The following is a 20,227-nucleotide window of genomic DNA, read 5'->3' as shown; positions in this document are numbered from 1 at the left end:
ACCCTTTAATTTACCCTTTAGAGAATTTTAAAGGTTTTACTACGAATATATTACAAGCCAAACATTTTTATGATATGATAATGAAAAGGGGGACTTACAACATGAATCGCATAACTTACTTTACAGAAGATAATGAAAGAATAGGACTTTACACTCGGAATGCTACTCAGGGTGCCGAGTGTGAATTGGTTTTGTCTTTCGTTGATTATTATTGTAATAAATTTTTGCGTGATAATAAGGTGAACAATCTTGCAATTTTTATGGAACCACGAGTTGTATCAGGATTTCCTGATGTAGTTTTTGCATCTTATCACCCATCAATTCTAGATCGTTGGACAAAGGAAAGGACAGAGTTAGGCGTAGACGATTTGAAAGTATTAGCTCATTTATTGCATATTGGAAAAGTAATAGGGCAGGATTTAATTGATTCATTAAGGCTCCCCGAAAAACATACTTTGCGTTCTTTGGAAAAGTTGATGGATGCAAAATTAGTTGAGTATAAAAATAAAAGTTGGTATGCCTTAAAAAAAAGCGAAGCATTTAGCATTCGCAAATTAGTCTCAATTGAAGCGAAGCTAAATGATATTGGTAAGGTTACAGAACAATCATTACTAAATACTTGGTTCGTTTCGCAGTCTTATGCGCTCATAAATTCTTCTAGACCACAAAATTCTACTGTGAAAAGTTTTTCGAAGCATGGAATAGGATTATACTGTACCCATAAAGGATTTAGAAAAATAGTTGAAGCTGAAAAGTTACCACTGCCATCTAGTTATCAATCTATTTTGTTTAATGAATGGATAGGCAATAGTAGTTTTCATTAGGGAGATAAAATTGGAAAATTTTCAGAATTTCAAAAAAAAGTATCTTGATTTTACACCTCTAGCGCGTGGTGGGCAAAAACAAGTATATAAGGCTGAAAGTTCAAAATATGGTAACGTCGTGGTAAAGTTGTATTTTAATGTAGGCGATCCTCGGTCAGAGCGTGAAATCGATATAGGACTTAATAAAAATTTTAATAATGTGCCTAAAATATTTGAAACTGGGTATCTAGAAATAGAAGGTGAAAAAACGCTTTATATTGTTGAGCAGAGGGTTAATGGCGAACTGCTTCGCGCTAAAATTCAACGAAATGATTATCTTAATTTAAAAGAAGCTGTGATATTTTTGGAGCAAGGTTTAACATTTATTGAACAGTTGGAAAAAGAAAATATTGTTCATAGAGATATTAAACCAGAAAATATAATTGTTGATAATAATGGGATTGTTTATTTCTTAGACTTTGGAATAGCGCGCGTATTGGGCCAACCTTCTCTAACACAGACAGAAGCAATGTTTGGTCCTCACACGCCGGGATATGCTGCCCCAGAACAATTTAACAATTTGAAGAGCAATATAGACTCACGTACCGATTTGTTTTCGATTGGAGTTGTAACCTACGAATGTATAACGGAACGGGTCATAATCCCTTTCGCGAAGGAGCTGGAAATGCGATGGAAGTGCTTCAGAGAACAGAGACTATAACTCCTATTGTTTTTTCTATGATGGGTGATATGCAGAAACAATTTATGGCTTTATTAAGTTCGCTAATGGCAAAATATCCATCACGGCGACCAAATAGCGCAAATCAGGCATTAGGTTGGCTGAATGCAGCAAAAAGCACTTTTGAATATTAAGGGGAGGTAGTAAAATGGATTTTTATATTCAAATGGGACACGGCATGCAAGCTCTTTGTAAAGAATTATCCTCATATTGGGATAACGATACTACTGTGATCATTAGCCCTAGAAATATGGTTCCCGGTAGTTTATCCAAATTTAGCAAAGAAATGGTAAAGTGCAACGGAAAAGTGCTATTTGATCCACAACTTTATTTCCCCAGAAAACACCATAAAACTTTAGTAAAATATGATTATTGGCCTACCGATGACTTTACAAGCGTTGATAATGGCGATTGTTTAAAAACAATTGAACGACTGTATGACATTAATCAGCTTATCGGTGCAGAAGAATATATCTTACCGTCTTCAACCACACATCGAATAGATACAATTTGGGATAAATGTCAACGGCAGCGTGTAGACAATGCCAAAAGGGTTGATCCTAAAATGCCACTAATTCAAACAATAGCGCTTTCTGGCGATGTAATGATGGATGACGAACAAATTGAGATGATCATACAGTATGTAGGTACTTGGGGCATTGATGGGGTTTACCTTGTCTGTGAACATCCAGAGCGTTTCTATTTGATTAACCAACCATTATGGATGAAGAATATGTTGGCATTGGTGGCTGGAGTAAAAAGGTTAGGTAAAAAAGTAATTGTCGGCTACGCTAGCCATCAAATGTTATGTCTTGCGTTGGCGAAGTGTGATGCTATTGCTTCAGGAAATTTTTTGAACGTTAGATGGTTTCAACCTGAATTATTCGAAACGTTAGAGAATGATGAAATTAGTCGTCGTGCAGTTTGGTACTATTGTCCACAATCTTTATCAGAGTATAAAATTCCCTTTTTAGATATTGCAAAACGTATGGGGATTTTGTCAAATATGGAACCTTCTTATGATATGATGAGTCCATACTGCGAGATGTTATTTAGTGAAGGGCTCCCATCGTCATCAAATTATGGTGAAAAAGAAGCGCACAGACATTATCTAAATAGTTTAAGAATGCAATGTTTAATGTCATCCAGAACCTCTTATGAAGAAACGAAAGACGCTCATATAATCTTGTTAGAAACTGCCGAACGTATCATTTCAGGGCTACGCAGCAAAGGTATTCGAGGCCAAGATAGAGATTTCAGTGATATCATTGATGTGAATAGAGCAGCCATTGCAGCGCATGATATGGAGTTTGGATATGTCCTGAAGAACGAATGGAATAAAATGTAAATACTATTTCTATTTGAATTGGATACCGGCAACGGGTTATTCTGTTCTTATTTCACGAATAAACTTCTCCATCCGATCCGCACTTTCCTTCTTCATACGCTCTGTAACATGCCCGTATTGATCGAGTGTGAAAGCGGCGGTGTGGTGTCCAAGATTTTCCTGCACCGTTTTCACATCGTCCCCCGCTTGCAGGGAAGCGACTGCGTAGGTATGCCGCAGGTCATGAAACCGCGCATCTGGAATATTAAGATCACGCACAATCTTCTTATAGTGCTTATAAACCGTAAAGTGGGCAAGATGTCCGCCGATTTCGTTCGTGAACACAAGTTGATTCCCTTCCCACGGCTGCCAAGCTGCTCCGGCTTTTAAGCGCCATTCACTTTGCCGAAGTCTCTGCGCTTTTAGTGCTTGCATAACAGTAGATGCAGGAGAGATCGTTCGCGCCTTATTGTTTTTCAACGGAAGGAACTGATAAACTCCCTGTATTTTTTGTAGCTGCCTGTACACATAAATCGTTCTTTTGTCAAAGTCGATGCAATCCCACGTCAGCCCAAGAATTTCTGACTGCCGTAAACCTGTAAACAGATCGACAAGATAGATCGTTTCATATGGATGTCCTTGTATTGCTTGCAAAAATGCGCTCATTTCATCATTTTCAAGCGGTTTGATTTCTTTTTTCTCGACACGGGGCAGCTTGCAGGCGTCAGAAGCGTTAAACTTCACATATCCAATTTCCATAGCTTGTGAAAGCGCTTTATGAACGACACCATGCAAATTTTTGATTGTTTTCGCCGATAGACCTACTGTATCATTTGTTCCCCTATGAACCTTGTTGTAAAAGGCTTGTATTGTTGGTGTATTTAGCGCTTGAAGCTTAACCGCTCCCAGTGACGGCTTGATGTGCTTTTCTATTTGCGTAACATAAGATTTCAGCGTCAACGGCTTTAGATTGCCCGTGTACTCTTTCAACCAAATATCAAGCCACTGCCCAAACATCATTTTGACAGACTCTATATAAATACCGTTATCTATTTCCGTCGTGACCTGACGTAGCTTTTTGCGAACCTCTGTTTGCGTTTTCCCATAAACAGACTTCTGAATCTGTTTACCAGTGCCAGGATCGCGTCCAACGGTGTAACGCGCTTCCCAAGTACCATCAGCACGCTTGCGCATCGATCCGCCGCCCTGTGCGCCTCTCTTTGCCTTACGGTTATCTTTGTTTTCCTTCCTATCCATGTGATCACTCCCCATATTTGAGCCAGTCGAGAAACGCTTCCACTGGCATCACGCCGCTTTCCACATCTTTTTTCAGCTTCTTTGCTTCTTTCTTCCACCGCTCAAATTCCGCTTCGGATAAAGCACCCTTTTTCATCTTTGCAAAGTTGTTCTTGTAGGTCAGCCTGTATGCTTTCTTTTCAGGTGCGTTGTCTAAATTCTGTGTGTATTGCGCCATTGCGCCCTTCTTCCGACAGGTGTTACCTTGCGCGTCCACAGTGCGGTTACAATAAACCGTTTTGCCCTGCGCGACAAAATACCTTCCGCAATGTTTGCATTTTCGGATCACAGCGTCATTTTCGATCATATCCCGTATATATCCCATGATCATACTTTGCATGGTATCATCCGCATGGATATAATATTCTAATCGATGCAGGTCGTTATCCACTGTTATCATCATCTTTTGCCGTATTTCCGCATCGTGCAGGAAAGAATAATCCGACGGAGCCATGATGTCAGGTGGCAGGCTTACAGATATTCCATCTATTGTGCTGCCTGATGCGGCTTGCGGTGCATAAAAATAATCATTGACGCTTTCGTCATGCACGCCAAGCAGATGATAGATCATATCCATCCGTATTTCTGCCGTTGCTTTTTGGTTATATATCTGTTCCGCAAATACATTTGCATTCAGCAGGATATTGAGTTGTTCAATATATGCGGCAATCACATGGGCGCTCAGGAATATTCCTTTGAAACCCTCTAAAATATATTGCTGACGTTCCTGTTGCTCCCATTGCTCCTGTTCAAGCACAGCTTCTATCGCCCTTAATCCCTTTGCCTTGTATACACTGAAAAGTTCAGGCACTTCCGCAAGCCGTTTCTTTGTTTGCTTTGCCAGTGTTCTCAGTTCGTTTTTCGCTTCCTCGACGTGAGAAAGATTCATTTTTCCCAATAACATAGCGGCAGGCAGGGATATTTGCTCAAACAGTTTCGGATCAGTTTCCGCAAAATCCAATAACATACTACCGTATTCAAAGCTTTTGCGGACATCGTTCTGTAATTCCCTGTATTCAGGGTTTGTATCTTCCACATACTGATAAATCCGTTTTTCGTTTTCCTGTGAATATTCCAGTGAAAACAGCATAGCTGTCAAAATCTGCATAAGGTCCTCCGCTTAGACAATTTAATATCATCATTATAATTGATTCCAAAAATATTGTCAATGCTTTCCGCAAAATAAAAAGACAATATTATTATACATTAATATATTGACGGCGCATCCATTCCTATGTTATGATGTTGCGATAGACAATATTTATTATAAATAAATATTGTCTGAATGAATGGAGGTGAATCGATACGGTTTTTAGACCATCGCACATTGACAACAGAATAAGGAGGAGCGCATGAAGCAGAATCAAACATCGTATGACCAGTTGCCGGTCACATTGACCGCCGATATGGTAGCGCAAGTGTTGGGCATTTCCAGAGCAGGTGCATATACGCTTATGCACGCAAACGGTTTCCCAACCTTGTATATTGGCAAACGGATGATCGTAGGAAAAGAGCAGTTTATCAAGTGGATCGATACAAACAGTGGCAAGGCCGGATAAGCGCCTCACTTCCCCGAACGATACAGCAGACAGGAATACCGCCCTCTCGGCGGTACTCCTGCTCCGTATCGTACAGAGGAAGGCAAGCTCCCCAAGTGGCACGCCACTTGGACGCTTGCAAAGGGGGAATCCCCCTTTGAACCCCCGTCAGAACACATTCGAGGGAGGTGGAACATGGCTAACCGCAGCAGAAAAAATTGTGTCAGTTTCAGGGTGTCGGACAAGGAGCTTGTCTTGATCCAATCAAAGGTCGAACGTTCAGGATTGACGCTTCGGGAATATGCCCTGCGTAGTATGCTCGGCAAAGACATCCACGTAAAGGAAGGAGGCAGAGAGGTCGTGAAGGAATTGAAAGCCATTGGAAACAACGTGAACCAAATCGCGTATCAGGTAAACGCCGGATTGATTGTAGACTGTACGCCGCAACTTGAAAATATGTATTCCGCGATAAAGGAGTTGATGACAGTTTGGCAATCCTGAAAGCCGTTAATTCAAAAGCCAGTATCGGCAAGATCATAAACTACATTATGAAGCATGAAAAGACTGAAAAGAAATTGATTGGTGGGTATAACTGCAACCCGCTTGATGCAATCGACGAGATGAAAGCGACCAAACGCGCATGGCGGAAAACAGGGGGCAGGCAGTATAAGCACTTTATACAAAGCTTCTCTAAAAATGAAACTATTACGCCGGAGGAAGCCAGCCGGATCGCCTACGAACTGATCACCCGCAGCCCGTTATTTCAAGGGTATGAGGTGTGCTATGCAACGCACAAGGACAGGGATCACATTCATACGCACATCGTGGTCAACTCGGTCAGCTTCGAGCATGGTTACAAATTCCGTTACTCAAAAGCCAAATTGCAGGAATTAAAGGATTTCTCAGATAGCATTCTTAGGGAGTACGGCAAAACGATCTGCCAAAAGAACAAGGAAATCACGGCCTTTGGTATGGGAACGTATAAGGCGATAGAAAAAGCGGCAAAGGGAACCTATCAAAGTTGGATGCTCAATATTGTGAGAGCGATTACGAAGAGTAAAGCCCAAGCGACAAGCCGCAAGGATTTCGTTCAGAAAATGCGCGATCAAGGGATTGAGGCAAGGTGGACGGACAGCAGGAAATATATCGTCTTTGTAGATCAGGACGGGCATAAGGTACGCGATTGCCGCCTGTCCAAAGTCTTCAAGGTGGATATTAGCAAGGAGGGATTAGAGAATGAAATGCGAAGATGTGTTGAAACAAATCGAGGAGAATGGAAACTTGAAAGTGACCATTACGAATCCGGACGCGCTACTGGATACGAGGCTCAACGTGGACGTTTTGACAAAGGAGAACAAGGTGCTGAAAGATCAGTTGATCAAATCCGAAGAAAGATCGCTGAAATTTCAGGAATCAGCCGTAGCGGAGTTCAGCCGGATCAATCAATCGCTCGAAGAAATGCAAAGCCAGATCAAAGGAATGAAACAAAGCAACGAGGTTCTGGAGCAAAAGATCGACGAAACCGTCGACACGTTAGCCGAGACGACGACCGATGTTTGTGATCAGCATTTAAGCGGTTTTGATGAATCCATGAAGCAGATTAGGGGAATCACAAAATCCTATATACAGGTAGTGACGCAAGACATCAAAAGGTCTCTCAATACGCTGAAAGCTTGCAAGGTGCTGTTTCTAACACTTTGGATCATACCTACGATTGCAGGGCTATGGGATATTCTTTCTAAAATATTCTAATCATTCAAAGGCTGAAAAACGAGGTCATAAACAAATGACCTCGTTTTTCAATGTATATCAATGCATTTGAGCCTTAGGTTAAGGCCATGTCAATTATAAGCAAGTATGATATAATAATTATAAAAATAAAGAATATACAACAAAGATGTCAAAGCGATTGGAGTATATGAGGTGAAGAAGCAGAACATTATTATAATGCTGTGTCTCTTTTGCATATTAGTTGTTATAATTCCTTTTATTATAAATGAATCTTATAAAGCAGGGGAAGGTTATACAACATTGTGGGGAGCAAAAGAAATGCTTTCATATTTTGGTGCTGTTATTGGAGCAATAGGAACAATTTTTATTGGAATAATCGCAATTACGCAAAGCGATCGCGCCAATAAAATAAGTGATAAATTATTAAAAATGGAAGAAATTCGCTTAACCCCTTATTTGCACTTAGACACAACCTCATGCGAAGTTATCTGTTTCAAAGACCACGAGGTTAGTATTTTACTTGGGTTTAGAAATGAGACAGATAGCGTAATTAATATTATCTCGGTTACACCATTGTATATGGAGTCATTTTTTTCCACAGAGAACATCGAGATTGGATTTGCAAAGCAATGGACCGAACATTTTTCAATATTGCCACGTCAAACAAGAGAGTTTAACTTTTTTCGCGAATCAGAAAAAGAAAAAGCACCTGTTATTGACTTGTCGGAAAGAAAATATACTCAAGGTCTCTTATCGTTGACATGTAAATTGACAGTTAAGATTAAGAATGTAAACTCAGCAGATATATATTCACAAAAGTTTGAGTTCGCTTTGCAAATGTGTATCCCGAATAACGAGCAAAAATTTGATCAGAAATATCCCATTGTCTTTACTAGTGTTGAAAATAGCATAGTCAATAATAATGATGAAACAAAGTGATCTGTCACCCTATCAAATTAAAAATAGACTTTGATTACTTTTTCGACATACTGAAACGAGCGTTTATTAATGACTTCGCTTCACTTTGTTATGAATTTGGATTTGTCTTTCATAACAAGTTTTTCCAAACGCATATATTTTTGTATGGCATTGCTCAGGATCATATTGGCTTTCAATACTTTTTCATCTTCACATATATTGAGGCTTGGATCAGCTTTTATTTTTTGGATGATCCGCGATAGCTTAGTCCGCTTTTTTTCCATATCGTTATATGCGGCATTCATACGCGCTTCCAGTATTTTTCTGTGCTTATCGTCGGTCATTTCCTCACTTTATTTCTCTAGCACATTATTTTACAGCCTGATATATTCGGTTTTATAGTCAAGAAATTCCGCAAGTGTGATCATGCCGACTGTTGCATCGTTTGGCTGCCCGTCGCAAATGATCAGCAAATTATCACAGTAATCAACAAGTGAACAGGAACAGATAGACATAATATCGTGATATGCTTTATCGGCGCAAAAGCAACATGGTTCATCTATTAAGTTCAAGTATTTTTCCCGTTGTTGGCGTTCACTTTCGCTTAATGTATCTATCCATTTGAAAAATGGGAGCAATATTCTGATCGTGATTTGATATTCTTTTTGCAGTTCAAGCGCCACATCCATAAAAATCATATCTGCTTGATTTGTAAAGATAACAAAAAAATCGTTGCAGTGCTGTTCAATTTTTTTTAACAGTTGCATTTTGATTTGTTGCTTGAAAGTTCCAGTTTTCTCTTGCGGGATTGTGCTATTACCCCATACCCCGCAAACTGTGTTTTTTTCATTCATGACACATTGATCCTTAATTCTTACTAAACAAATAATAGTATTGGTATATTAGATTAAAATTAGCTTTGCAAAGGCATTTTAACCCATTATTGCCATAATATAATGTAAACTTAATATCAAGCACAAAATAATTATAACACACAATTATGTGTGCAAACACAATTTATTCAATCAGTTAGCTGTGTTATTGTTGCTTGTTATAAAATTATACTTGAATTATGGATAGAAGTAATGAATTAAAGCATTTTATTGCTAACAGGGTGCGCGAATTACTAAAAACGAACAATATCAAGAATCAAACTGCTTTGAGTCAGATATTAGGTTTTGGCGCGAATTTTATTAGCAATTTGGTTAATGAGAGGTCATTGCCGAGTGTGGATAAATTAGATGCGTTATGCAGACATTTTGATTTAACGCTTTCTGATTTCTTTAAAGACGATTTCAGTGGAAACAAGTCGGCTGAAATGCTTTTACATTTATTACTGGAAAAATATCAGGCTGAAGATATTACAATGATTTATGATGTTCTTAATACCGTTGATCGAAATAAGATCAAAACCTTGTTTGCTACTTATTCAGATTACCACAACAAAAAGGGCTGAAAAGCCTTTTTTTAAAGGCCTTTTTCAATCGGTTTACTACCCTTTATTTTACCCTTTAGAGAATGCGAACAGGAAATTCATGTGTTACAGGATAAAACAAAGAATGGCTTAAAGACACAAGTTTTTGACAAGATAATATGAAATAAAACAAGCTGAAATGACTATGAGCGAGTTCAAATCCCTCCTTCTCCGCCAAACGGAGCAAAGCGAACTTTGCTCCGTTTTTTGTTTCGTAAAAAACTTCGCCCGCTTGCTTCCCTGCACCCAACAGACGGGGGATCGCGGTGCGGCGGGATTTCCCGCGAGGAATGCCGTCTGTGACAGCCGGAACGGCTGTCTCCTCAGTCAAATTCTTTCCGGAGCCCACCGAAGCAAGCAGTACGGGGCGGTTCCGTTGGGCACGGTATTTTGCCGGAGCGGGAGCCAAACAAGCCTTCGTTTTTTATTCCTCCATACTGCAGAGAATTTAGTTTTTGCTTTTATCCGATCAGGCCGACCAGTATACTGGTGACAAAAACGGACGTGATTGTGACCGTGGAAAAACCGGCAATAACCATCTTGGGCATAATTCCCGCTTCAATTGCCTTTCTTTCCGCCTCGTTTTCGCCTACGCTTTTCGCGGCTTCCTGGCTCAAGATCATTGTGCCCGGGAATCCGTAAAGCGCGGTGAGGCCAATAGATACGGACATCGGTACGCTGTAGCCCATGATTTTGCCGGAGATGATAGCGAACACAATGCTTCCCGCTACGCCGATTGCGAAAGACAGCAGCAACGGAACAATCAATGCTGCAAGGTCGCTCATCGAAAGGCTTGCAAGCGGCCCGAAGATGATGAGCATAACGGCCAGCATCATCAGGCCGAACGCGTCGATCCCACTCAGAACGTTGGCCTTGAACACACCCGTGCTGCGCAGCACAATTCCCAGCATCAGCGCGATAATGAAGGTGTTGACCATACCCCCCGTTAGGTTGCTCACCAACGTTGCAATAAGGACAACCGCGCCTACCGCAAACAACGTTCCCGACGTACCCTGGAATATTTTGGGCAGCTTCCCTTTTTCAGTCGCCTTTTTTTCTTCCGCGCTTTCGCCGGGCAGCCGCCCGGCACGGTACTCTGTCTTGAGCCGCTGCGCTTCCTTGCGAAGCAGCACGGAACTGATAGGGAATCCGATGATGCCTTGGAAACCGGCGATGAGCACCGGCAGTACGGCCACGCTCATCAGCCCTGCCGCGACCGCCGCCTCCTGCGCCAGCACGACGGAAATCGTTCCGCCGCTTATCGCGCTGATTGCCGCGATCACATAGTTTCGGTCTTCAAACAGGGACCCGAAGATGAACAAAAAAGCGACGATTCCGCCGACGGAAATTACCCCGATCAGGAATGTTTTCCATTGCTTTTTCAGTTCCTTAAAGCTGATCGTCGTCCCCAGATGTACGATGACAAAACCGACGATGACGGTCCCCAGCGTCAGCAGGGACGACGATTCCAGCATATCCTGCGGAAAAAGGTTTGTCTTGAACCCGGCCAGGAATATGATGGACGCAACGAGCAGCGACGATATCAGAGACTTGGTCTTTTTTGCCACAAATTCACTAAATGCCCAGACGAGCATGATGATTGTAAATGCCAATACGGGATTCATATGTTTCCTTTCCTTTCTTCGTTATCGAGAGGACTCCGTTCCCCGCCTATGCCGTGTGCTTCCGCAACGTTATAGGCTACCACCAGCGCGGATTTGTCACGCTCATCCACGAGTTTCAGCAGCGAAGGATAATCCTTGTCGTCCAGCAATACGACGAGCGCCCTGTCTCCCTCTTCTGTGCCCAGCGTCTTGATGTTGTGGCCGCCTTCCCCGAAAATGTCCCGTCGGATGTCCTCCGTTGCGCTCCTGCTGGTAATCACCACCGCTTTCTTTCGGTTCATGCCCGTTTCAATGTAGGTCATGACAACGGAGGTGATAATCAGCGACAGCACCGCAAACAGGAAGGATTCCATTCCGAATACGAATATGTTGAATACCACAACGACCATATCTGTGACCAACAGTCCAACGGCCGTATTAACCCCGGCATATTTTTTCATAATCAGCGGCGGAATCGTCGTGCCGCCGCTGGATGACTCGCGCCGGTACAGGATTGCCACAGCGATAGCGAATAATATGCTTCCGAATATAACGGACAGCATGCGGTCCTGCACGAGCATCATCTCGGGCATGAGCGCCAGCCCTACAGGCAAAAGCAAGCTGCCGATCAACGACTTGATAAATACCGGCCGGCCCAGAAAAAAGAAGGCCAATACCAGCATGCCGATATTAAGTACCATGACGACAACCGCCCGGTCTATTCCCACAGCCCATTCCAGCAACACCCCAATCCCGCTTACGCCGCCTGCAGCGATGTTGTGGGGGGCAAGGAACATATTGATGGAAGCCGCCATGATTGCAATGGCGATCATGACGACCGGTAATTGTTTCAGTATATTTTTCATTCAGCACCTTCTTTCTTTGCCGCTGTTATCCGTCCAAAGGATTTGTGGCGAGGTAATATGCCACATCAGCAGCCTTCTCCAGTTCCGCAATGGGAATGTATTCATCGATTGTGTGAATGTTTTCATAGCCGACCGCGAGGTTTGCAGTCTCTATGCCGCTGGCATTGAAAACATTTGCGTCGCTCGCCCCGCCGCTTGCCTGGCAATCCGGCGTTCGGCCCACTGCCTGGAATGCCCGGGCCGCCAGCGTTACAACTGCGGTGGATTGTTCAAGGGAATATCCCTGCGAACGCTTACGGTATTGGCATTCCACTGTGCCGCCCATCTCGCGGGCGGCCTCGTCCATCACATCAAGCATATTGTGCAGCACTTCGCGGCTGTATTCATCACAGACGGAGCGCACTTCCGCAGTTATTTTGGCCTCGTCCGCGACGATGTTGGTCGCCGTGCCTCCGCTGATCGTTCCGATGTTTGCGGTGGTAATGTCGTCAAGCCGCCCCAGCTCCATTTTTGTGATGGCCCGGGCCGCCATTTCGATAGCGGATACGCCCTTTTCCGGCTCGACGCCCGCGTGCGCCGCCCTGCCCTTGAATACGGCGTCGATCGTATACATCGTTGGGCTGGAAAGGATGATCCCACCTACCGGCCCGGCGCTGTCGAGCACATAGCAATGCTTGGATTCAAACCCGTTCATGTCCATCGCGTTAGCGCCCAGCAGGCCGATCTCTTCCCCTACGGTAAATACAAACTCGATCCTGTCATGTGCGGCGCCGCTTTCCCGCAGGGTTTCCGCCAGCTCCAGCAGGACTGCGACGCCCGCCTTATCGTCGGCTGCCAATATAGTATCTCCGGCGGACCGGACGATACCGTCGGCCGCCACCGGTTCGATTCCGGATCCCGGCTTCACCGTATCGCTGTGGCAGCAAAACATCAGCGGCTGCATATCGGCCGTAGCCTCCAGCGCGCAGATCAGGTTTCCGGCGCTAAGGCCTGTCTTCTTGCCCGTGTGGTCTTCATAAGCCAACATCCCCAATTGTTCGCATTTCTTCTTGAGGAATCCCTGAAACTCTTTTTCCTTTCCCGATTCCGACCCCACTTTCACCAGTTCCATAAATGTATCCAACAATCTCTTTTTGTTCATTATCAACCTCTCCCTGTCAAGTATTTTTAGTGTTTTTGTCTTTTTTATATTCCTATTATGGGCACATACCGGCCCTTCCGCCAGTTCACCAATGTCATGGGGAGATGCAAAAAATGACTGTTTCAAATAAAAAAAGATGGGTAGCCTTTAGGCGCGCCGGCAAAAAGTTTCGGCGGCCGCCATAGAATATGAGGAAGTTTAACGGATGGAGCATGGCATTATATATAGAAGGAAGGAATTCAAACAGCAAAATGACAGAAAAGAGGGGAGCCGGCATGCGTTCTGTATTATCCAAGCGAGACCTGCGGCAATTGGAATTTTTGGAACTGCTGATGAATTGCGGACCTGTCGCCTTGAGCCGGATCAGCGAAGAGACAAACTATCCGATCCGTACGCTCTCCGCCGATATCAAGCAAATGAACGCTTACCTGTGGCCTATACAGGTGGTAACCGGCGCGGAAGGCGTTACCCTTGAAATTCCCCCGGGCAGCTCGATCCGCGAGGCATATTCCCTTCTGCTCAGGCAAAGCAGGGAATACCAGCTGATATCTTACTTGTTTTTTAACGAGGGAAAAACACAGGAAGAAATTGCCGAAGACCTTTTTATCGGTGTTTCCACACTCCGCAGGATGATCGGCGCCATGAACCATGCCCTGCAAAGCCGCGATATGCATATCCATAGCGCGCCGTTCCGTGTGGAAGGCGATGAAAGCCGCATTTCGCAGCTTTATATCGGTTTGTTTTCCGAATTGTCCTATGACGGCGGCAGTCTCATAACAGCGCGGGAACGGGAGACGCTGGTTGAATTATGCGCCGGAATGACAGAGGAAATCGGCATGAAGCTGAATTACCCTGACCTTATCAGAATAACCATCTGGGTCTATGTGCGCCTTGGCCGTATTAAGCACGGCCATCATACGAATTATGCCAAAGAAGAGGCGGCTTATTTCCAAAGCAAACTTATAGAAAACGCCGCGCTGTGCGAAAAATTCTATTCCGTGTTTGGTGTTCCCCTTACGAATGAATTGCTTTTTGAGCTGTTCCGCCTGTTTTTAAGAAAGGGCTTTGCTAAAAATTATGGCCATATGCAGGCAATCGCAGCCGCATCTTCCGTTCACAGGCTGCTGCTTGCGGGGATTGATGAGCTGATTGGCCGGGTAGCGAAATCCCTGGAAATTTCCAGCAAGGATACTGCGCCCCTCCGGCTGGATCTTTTTAACATCACGCAGTTTGCAGACCAGCCGACGCATATCCTTTACTGCAAGGAAAAGGTATTCACCGAAGGATTTATGCGCAGCCACGGAGCAATTGCCCCCATTATACGGAAAAATATCGAAACGGTTTTGGGGCAGGCGAGCTCCAGCGCAATGTATGAAATATTTTACCTGTTGGTCACACACTGGCCAAGCCTCATAGAAAAGTTGAAAAAAGAGGCCCCGGGCATCACCATCGGACTGCTTTTCGATTCGGATATCGAACATGCTCAGATGATCGCAGATATTATCCGGCAATACTCCAAGGTCAGCTTGCAAATCATGATCCCGGAGCTTGAAGATATGAATCCGGTTTCTATGCTATGCAAAGGAATAGACCTGCTGGTCACGGATATTCCAGAACTGGATACCCCCTGCCGTGAAACGGTTTGTATCCAGGAATATCCTACCTCCCGCGACTGGCGGAACGTTTTGCTGGCCGAAGAACGGATTTACCGTCAAAAGATCATGAAAGCCCAAGGCCCGGCCTGACCCGGGCGGGGGCTTCCCCGTTTGAATACGGCAGGAAATGTATAGCTTGCATTTTAACACCTCCGCATTTGCGGCAGAGCAGCCGCAGGCTTATTGCCCGGAAGTATTTTTAATATATCGGTTTCTGCGCGGATCGCAGGAACCCCCGATAAATTAATTGCAATAAAACCCATCTGCCTTTTAGGGAACAAAAAAGGCCCTAATGTACAAACCAGGCAGAACCCGATAAAACGAATATTGAGAAAAAGGGCCTCCTGATGTAGGATAACTGCAATAGAAGGTTTTTAGTATGTCAGGGAAAAAAGGGATGAAACACTATCCGGTAAGTGTAAAAGCAAAAATCAGGGAGGAATGGGGATTATAGCGCAAATACGGAATCTGTAGGATTCTGCCTAAAAAGCGCCGTAGAGCCTTTTTAGGCAACAGGGGTTTCGGGTGGCTCCGGCTATTGCTTTTCCAGCAATGCTTCTATATCTTCAGACAACATCTCACCTGTATAGGCGGGGGAGTAACGCTCCGCAACATTCCCCGCACGGTCAATTAAAAATTTGCCAAAGTTTCATTTAATGTCATTGCCTTTTCTTTTTCGGCTAAATAATTTTATAGCTTTCTCAAATTTTTATGAAACGATACCGGGCGGCCCTGTGTTTGCCGCTCTCTTGCATAGTTTATAAACCAATATAAGCAATAAAAAACGGCAGTACAGGAGGCGTCCTATGTTTGAAACCCCCATTACCAAAACAGAAAAAAAATACGGGGATGATAAAATCAAGTCGAGGGCGGCACTGATAAGGATTGCTGGCGTGACCGGCATATTGGCTAACGTTTTGTTCGCGGCAATTAAATTTGTGATCGGTACTGCCGCAAACTCAATAGCGATCACGTCCGACGCCGTCAACAACCTGACCGACGCTTCCTCCTCCATTATCACGCTTGCCGGATTGAAATTATCCCAAAAGCCTGCGGATCGAAAACACCCGCTCGGTTATGGACGTATCGAATATATCTCCGGCCTGATCGTTGCGGCAATCGTTCTGATAACAGGCGTCGAGTTTTTCCAGACCTCCGTTGGAAGGATAGCAGACCCTGAGCCGGTCGATTTTTCCGTGTTGCAGCTTGTTTTGCTGGGTGTTTTTGTCGTGGGTAAACTTATATTGGGAAGACTCGATAAGGAATTTGGGCTGCGGTCAAAATCCGGCGCGCTGGTGGCCTCCGGCACCGATGCCAGGATGGACGCGCTGGTTTCCACGCTTACAATTATCACGGCCGTTATCACTATGGCCACCGGTATCGTAATCGATGGGTATGCGGGCGTTGCAATGTCGCTTTTCATTATGTTTAACGGAATCAGCCTGATAAAAGATACGGTAAACAGCATCATTGGAAGCCGGGCCGACAAAAAGGTTGTCGATGAGGTGAAGGCGGATATTCTCGGTATCGAGCCGATCAGGGGCGCATATGATATGATTATCCACAATTACGGTCCCGCAACGCAGCTTGGTACGTTGAATTTGGAAATGCCGGATTACACCACCGTCGAGCAGGCCTACATGGCAATGGAACAAGCCCAGCGGAAAGTGTACCAAAAGCACCACATCTATTTTACATTCGGGTTATACTCGGTCAACACGTACGATGATGACGTTATTTCGGCGCGCGATCAGGTAACGGCAATCGTAAAAGGCACAGAAGGCGCAATAAGTATCCACGCATTCAATTATGATAAAAACAATAAGCTGATCCGCTTTGACATTATTGTGGATTTCGGCGTACATGATTTTATGGAATTTCGGAATAAACTGATTAGAAAGCTTTCAGAATCCTATCCCGGTTTTACTTTTGATATCAATGTTGATTTGGATTATGCCTGATCTCTGCACAAGCCGTTCCTGCGGCAAAGGCTTCGCGTAAAGGCGCAGCCGTTTTTATTTGCCGCGGATATAATGCAATGCGGCAGCCCGCATTTTTTTTGGCTGCGTCCATTCCGGCTCCGCCTTACGGCGCTTTTTCGGCTGCCGCCGGGAAACACGCTTGCAGGCCCGATGCCGCTGTGCGCCGCAATCCGCCGGAAAAATGGTTGAAAGGGCACAATAATTATCCTATAATGAATACTAAACAAGTCAGCTTTCCACTCCGGTTTCTGGAGGTGTGTTCCCCATGAGTGTCCTAAAACGTGCATTTCTCTATATAACGCGAAAATATTCCAGGAATTTGATTCTTCTTTTGATCCTGACCGCCATGTCGCTTTTGATGCTGGCCGGGCTTTCCATCCGTGCGCGGGCGCAGGAGGCGGCCGGGGATGTCCGCAAGAGCATGACGACAGGGTTTGCGGTCGAAGGACTTCCCGTGGCAGGCGAAAAGGTATTTGCTTTGTATACGAACGACAAGGGAGAGCTGGTCCGCAGGCCGAAAGTAAAACTTCTTACCAAAGACGGCGTGGACCGGGTCCTTGCGCTGGACGGCGTAAAGGGCTGCTTTGGCGGTGAAGGCACGGAAACGCTGTACACCGGGCTCAACGTGGTCCCGGGCGGCTATTCGCAGGGCTGGGAACAGCGGCTTGCGCAGGAGGGGGAAGCGGAACCCCAGGCGGACGGCATAGAAAACGGCCTCCTGTCGGACGAATCGAACGCAAAATCCAATAATTTCCTGGGCGTGGACGACAGCGAGTGGCATCCATTCTTCATGAACGGCGCGCTCGAGCTTGTATCCGGGCGGCACATCCGCAGCGGAGACCGGCGGGAAGCGGTCATATCGGACGAGCTGGCGGAACGGAACGGACTTTCCCTCGGCGATACGGTCACCGGACGGCAGTTTGATTTTGTGACGGGAGAACGGTACAGCAGCCCGTATGAGGTGGAGATCGTCGGATTGTTCCACGTGAATTTTGAGCAGGATATGTCGCGGTGGACTGCGGAACCCGACATCCTGGCGAACTGTATTTTTACGGACCCGGGAGTGCGGCGGTGGGGGATGGCCGAATATAAAAAGCACTATGGAGGCCAACCCGTCGTGGACGAAGAGCCGCTCTATAACGGCGCGGTGTTCTATGTGGAAGACCCTGCCCAGCTGGAATCCGTTATGGAGCAAGTCCAGGCAATGGATATCGTCGACTGGGACTATTTTACAGTCGAACGCAAAGACGACGACTATCAGACCTCTGCCGGCCCGATTCAGACGATGGCGGACCTTTCGGGCGGGCTGGTTTTCATCGTGGGTTTCGGCTGCCTTGCGATTCTGTCGATCCTGAGCGCCATGTGGATTCGCGGACGCAGGCACGAGATTGGGATTCTGCTGTCTGTGGGCGTTACCGCAAAAATGATCCGGCTGCAATTGCTGCTGGAATGCGCGCTGGTCGCGCTGGCCGCCTTCCTGATCGCGGGGCTTGCGGCAGGCCCGCTCACCGCCGCGCTTGGCAACGCGGCCGCAAGGGCCGTCGGGCCTTCCGGAGGTGCGCAGCCGTTCAGCGTTTCCATCGAACCGGGTACAAGCAAAATACAGGTTTTCAAAACAGCGGGGGAGCCTATCGCGTTGAGCTACGGCATTGCGCCCGGAGAATTTTTGGCGGTCTTCCTGATCCTGCTGGGCATTGTTGGCGTTGCAGTCCTGCTTTCCTCGCGCTTGGTCACGCGGCTGAAGCCGCGAGAAATACTGGGAAGAAGGTGATACGATGCCGACGGTGAAACGGGCACTTTTGTATATCAGGCGGAAGCCGGGCAAAACGATCCTGCTGTTGCTTCTGTTTTTTGTGATCTCGCTGCTGATTCTGACCGGCATGGTGATCTATAACGCCGCGGAAGGAGCGGCCGCGCGGGTCAGGGAATCCATCGGCGGATATTTCAAGATAACAAGCCGGTACACGACGGACGGCGTCCCGCAGTTTGTGGACGGCGCCCTCGTTGATGCGGTCCTTGGACGGGAAGGGATCAAGGGCCATAACTCGATGGATACGCTGTACCTGGCCACATCCTCCCGGCTGAAGCCGGCCCGCTTTACTGCGGAAAACGACAGCAAGGCGAGCCTTGCGCGCTTCCTGGGCAATACGGACAGCAGCCTCCACGAATATTTTATCCTGGATATTCTTTCGCTGGAGGAAGGAAGGCACATTGCCCCGGGAGACCACCGCAAAGCGGTGGTCTCCCGGGAGTTCGCGGAAATGAACGGGCTTGAGCTTGGCGATACGGTTTTGGCTTCCATTACGGAAGACGCCGCCCCGGGAAGCGGCGCGCTGGGAACGGAATACGGATTCGAGATCGCGGGCATTTTCGGGGAAACAAACGCAAAGCAAGCGGGGGTGATGACAGCGGAATGCGACCTCCCTGCGAATTTTATTTTTATCGATGAGGAATCCGGGCGCGAGATCGCCGCCGCGATGAGCGGCGGCGACGGAGACCGGTATCATGCGGGAGCCTCGTTTTTTGTAAACGATCCGAAGGAACTGGACGCGATTGCGGCGGACGTACTGCAATTGCCGGGGATCGACTGGGATTCATACGAGCTGACGAAAAGCAACGCGGCCTATCAAAAGGCTATGGCACCGCTTACCCGGCTGGGCGGCATGACGTTTATGATGGTCGCTGTTATTGCCATCACCGGTATGGTCCTGATATCCCTGCTGCTTGTCATGTGGACGCGGGACCGCGTGCACGAGGCCGGAGTGCTGATGTCCGTAGGGATACGAAAAAGCGGGATTTTCTTCCAGCACCTGGCCGAATGCACGCTTATCTTCCTGATCGCGTTTGCGGCCGCCTGGGGCGTGTCCGTACCCGTTTCGGAGCGTGTGGGCGGGATGCTTTACCGCAGTACGCTCACAGAGGTGCGGGAGGAACCCGCCGAAAGGGAACATGAGCCGTGGGACATGGAGCCGGCCGGCCTGGACGAGGCCGGGAAAGCCGCCGAATTTACCGTGCGGCCTTCGGCTGAAGCGGTTGCCGCCGCGTGCGCGGTCGGTATTTCCCTTGTCGTGGTTTCCGAGGGGCTTGGCTTTCTGGTGATCCTCCGGAAAAGACCGAAGGACCTGCTGACGATTATGGAGTGAGGGGAAACGA

General features: G+C 46.3%; 21 protein-coding genes. 13 read left to right on the top strand and 8 right to left on the bottom strand.

Translation table 11 applies throughout. The features are described 5' to 3' along the window. The first annotated feature begins 101 nt into the window (after window positions 1-101). The 4 genes from B1H56_RS11075 to B1H56_RS11065 are packed head-to-tail and all read left to right on the top strand — an operon-like array spanning window position 102 to window position 2,890. Window positions 102-824 (top strand): hypothetical protein, encoded by a 723-nt coding sequence (locus B1H56_RS11075; protein WP_066519728.1) that lies wholly within the window; start codon window positions 102-104, stop codon window positions 822-824. 10 nt (window positions 825-834) lie between these two features. Continuing rightward, a complete protein-coding gene (locus B1H56_RS11070) occupies window positions 835-1,524 on the top strand; it encodes a serine/threonine-protein kinase (protein WP_197502977.1) in 690 nt (229 codons plus the stop codon). Next, complete coding sequence (locus B1H56_RS14745) at window positions 1,494-1,676, top strand: hypothetical protein (protein ID WP_197502976.1); 183 nt, start codon at window positions 1,494-1,496, stop codon at window positions 1,674-1,676. Before B1H56_RS11070 ends, B1H56_RS14745 begins: the two co-directional genes overlap by 31 nt. A 14-nt stretch (window positions 1,677-1,690) precedes the next feature. Next, complete coding sequence (locus tag B1H56_RS11065) at window positions 1,691-2,890, top strand: hypothetical protein (RefSeq protein ID WP_066519727.1); 1,200 nt, start codon at window positions 1,691-1,693, stop codon at window positions 2,888-2,890. Between the two features lie 36 nt (window positions 2,891-2,926). On the opposite strand, the gene B1H56_RS11060 is transcribed toward B1H56_RS11065, so the two are convergent. Continuing rightward, window positions 2,927-4,126, bottom strand: a complete 1,200-nt coding sequence (locus B1H56_RS11060; RefSeq protein WP_082771212.1) for a site-specific integrase — start codon at window positions 4,124-4,126, stop codon at window positions 2,927-2,929. Window positions 4,127-4,130: 4 nt separating this feature from the next. Then, entirely contained in the window at window positions 4,131-5,273 is a 1,143-nt protein-coding gene (locus B1H56_RS11055) for a DUF6076 domain-containing protein (protein WP_066519726.1), read from the bottom strand. A 244-nt stretch (window positions 5,274-5,517) separates the two neighbouring features. Here B1H56_RS11055 and B1H56_RS11050 point away from each other — a divergent pair, with 244 nt between their 5' ends. The 4 genes from B1H56_RS11050 to B1H56_RS11035 all read left to right on the top strand — a co-directional run bounded on the left by B1H56_RS11050 (window position 5,518) and on the right by B1H56_RS11035 (window position 8,373). Then, entirely contained in the window at window positions 5,518-5,724 is a 207-nt protein-coding gene (locus B1H56_RS11050) for a helix-turn-helix domain-containing protein (RefSeq protein ID WP_066519725.1), read from the top strand. A gap of 174 nt (window positions 5,725-5,898) precedes the next feature. Next, window positions 5,899-6,204 (top strand): plasmid mobilization protein, encoded by a 306-nt coding sequence (locus B1H56_RS11045; RefSeq protein WP_066519722.1) that lies wholly within the window; start codon window positions 5,899-5,901, stop codon window positions 6,202-6,204. Then, window positions 6,192-7,265, top strand: a complete 1,074-nt coding sequence (locus B1H56_RS11040) for a relaxase/mobilization nuclease domain-containing protein (RefSeq protein ID WP_066519719.1) — start codon at window positions 6,192-6,194, stop codon at window positions 7,263-7,265. The genes B1H56_RS11045 and B1H56_RS11040 overlap by 13 nt, the downstream gene beginning before the upstream one ends. A gap of 361 nt (window positions 7,266-7,626) precedes the next feature. After that, window positions 7,627-8,373 (top strand): hypothetical protein, encoded by a 747-nt coding sequence (locus B1H56_RS11035; RefSeq protein ID WP_066519717.1) that lies wholly within the window; start codon window positions 7,627-7,629, stop codon window positions 8,371-8,373. Window positions 8,374-8,453: 80 nt separating this feature from the next. Here the strand turns inward: B1H56_RS11035 and B1H56_RS11030 are convergent, their stop codons facing one another. Further along, entirely contained in the window at window positions 8,454-8,696 is a 243-nt protein-coding gene (locus tag B1H56_RS11030) for a hypothetical protein (RefSeq protein ID WP_147554690.1), read from the bottom strand. A 30-nt stretch (window positions 8,697-8,726) separates the two neighbouring features. After that, window positions 8,727-9,206, bottom strand: a complete 480-nt coding sequence (locus tag B1H56_RS11025) for an SLOG family protein (protein WP_066519713.1) — start codon at window positions 9,204-9,206, stop codon at window positions 8,727-8,729. A gap of 218 nt (window positions 9,207-9,424) precedes the next feature. Here B1H56_RS11025 and B1H56_RS11020 point away from each other — a divergent pair, with 218 nt between their 5' ends. Further along, complete coding sequence (locus B1H56_RS11020; RefSeq protein ID WP_066651127.1) at window positions 9,425-9,808, top strand: helix-turn-helix domain-containing protein; 384 nt, start codon at window positions 9,425-9,427, stop codon at window positions 9,806-9,808. Window positions 9,809-9,863: 55 nt separating this feature from the next. Here the strand turns inward: B1H56_RS11020 and B1H56_RS11015 are convergent, their stop codons facing one another. The 4 genes from B1H56_RS11015 to B1H56_RS11000 form a co-directional block, all read right to left on the bottom strand. Beyond that, window positions 9,864-10,157 carry a hypothetical protein gene (locus B1H56_RS11015; protein WP_147554689.1) on the bottom strand — a complete coding sequence of 98 codons (294 nt, stop codon included), beginning with the start codon at window positions 10,155-10,157 and terminating at the stop codon, window positions 9,864-9,866. Between the two features lie 130 nt (window positions 10,158-10,287). Next, window positions 10,288-11,451 (bottom strand): hypothetical protein, encoded by a 1,164-nt coding sequence (locus tag B1H56_RS11010; protein ID WP_066519701.1) that lies wholly within the window; start codon window positions 11,449-11,451, stop codon window positions 10,288-10,290. Beyond that, window positions 11,448-12,296 carry a YitT family protein gene (locus B1H56_RS11005; RefSeq protein WP_066519699.1) on the bottom strand — a complete coding sequence of 283 codons (849 nt, stop codon included), beginning with the start codon at window positions 12,294-12,296 and terminating at the stop codon, window positions 11,448-11,450. The genes B1H56_RS11010 and B1H56_RS11005 overlap by 4 nt, the downstream gene beginning before the upstream one ends. A 25-nt stretch (window positions 12,297-12,321) precedes the next feature. Continuing rightward, window positions 12,322-13,437, bottom strand: a complete 1,116-nt coding sequence (locus tag B1H56_RS11000) for a M20/M25/M40 family metallo-hydrolase (protein ID WP_066519697.1) — start codon at window positions 13,435-13,437, stop codon at window positions 12,322-12,324. A 275-nt stretch (window positions 13,438-13,712) separates the two neighbouring features. Between B1H56_RS11000 and B1H56_RS10995 the strand changes: the two genes are divergently transcribed. The 4 genes from B1H56_RS10995 (at window position 13,713) to B1H56_RS10975 (ending at window position 20,217) form a co-directional block, all read left to right on the top strand. Next, window positions 13,713-15,182: an AcpB/EbpR/MafR family transcriptional regulator gene (locus tag B1H56_RS10995; protein WP_162938998.1), complete on the top strand. Its 1,470-nt coding sequence runs from the start codon at window positions 13,713-13,715 to the stop codon at window positions 15,180-15,182. 716 nt (window positions 15,183-15,898) lie between these two features. After that, window positions 15,899-17,053: a cation diffusion facilitator family transporter gene (locus tag B1H56_RS10990; RefSeq protein ID WP_066519690.1), complete on the top strand. Its 1,155-nt coding sequence runs from the start codon at window positions 15,899-15,901 to the stop codon at window positions 17,051-17,053. A gap of 286 nt (window positions 17,054-17,339) precedes the next feature. Further along, the gene (locus tag B1H56_RS10980) at window positions 17,340-18,845 is read left to right on the top strand and encodes an ABC transporter permease (protein WP_066519681.1); all 1,506 of its coding nucleotides are present in this window, start codon (window positions 17,340-17,342) and stop codon (window positions 18,843-18,845) included. Window positions 18,846-18,849: 4 nt separating this feature from the next. Beyond that, entirely contained in the window at window positions 18,850-20,217 is a 1,368-nt protein-coding gene (locus B1H56_RS10975) for an ABC transporter permease (protein WP_066519680.1), read from the top strand. Window positions 20,218-20,227: the final 10 nt, after the last annotated feature.

This window comes from Christensenella minuta, assembly GCF_003628755.1.
Lineage (GTDB): Bacteria > Bacillota > Clostridia > Christensenellales > Christensenellaceae > Christensenella > Christensenella minuta.
Note: the sequence above shows the minus strand (reverse complement) of the source record. Positions and strands in the feature narration are given on the sequence as shown.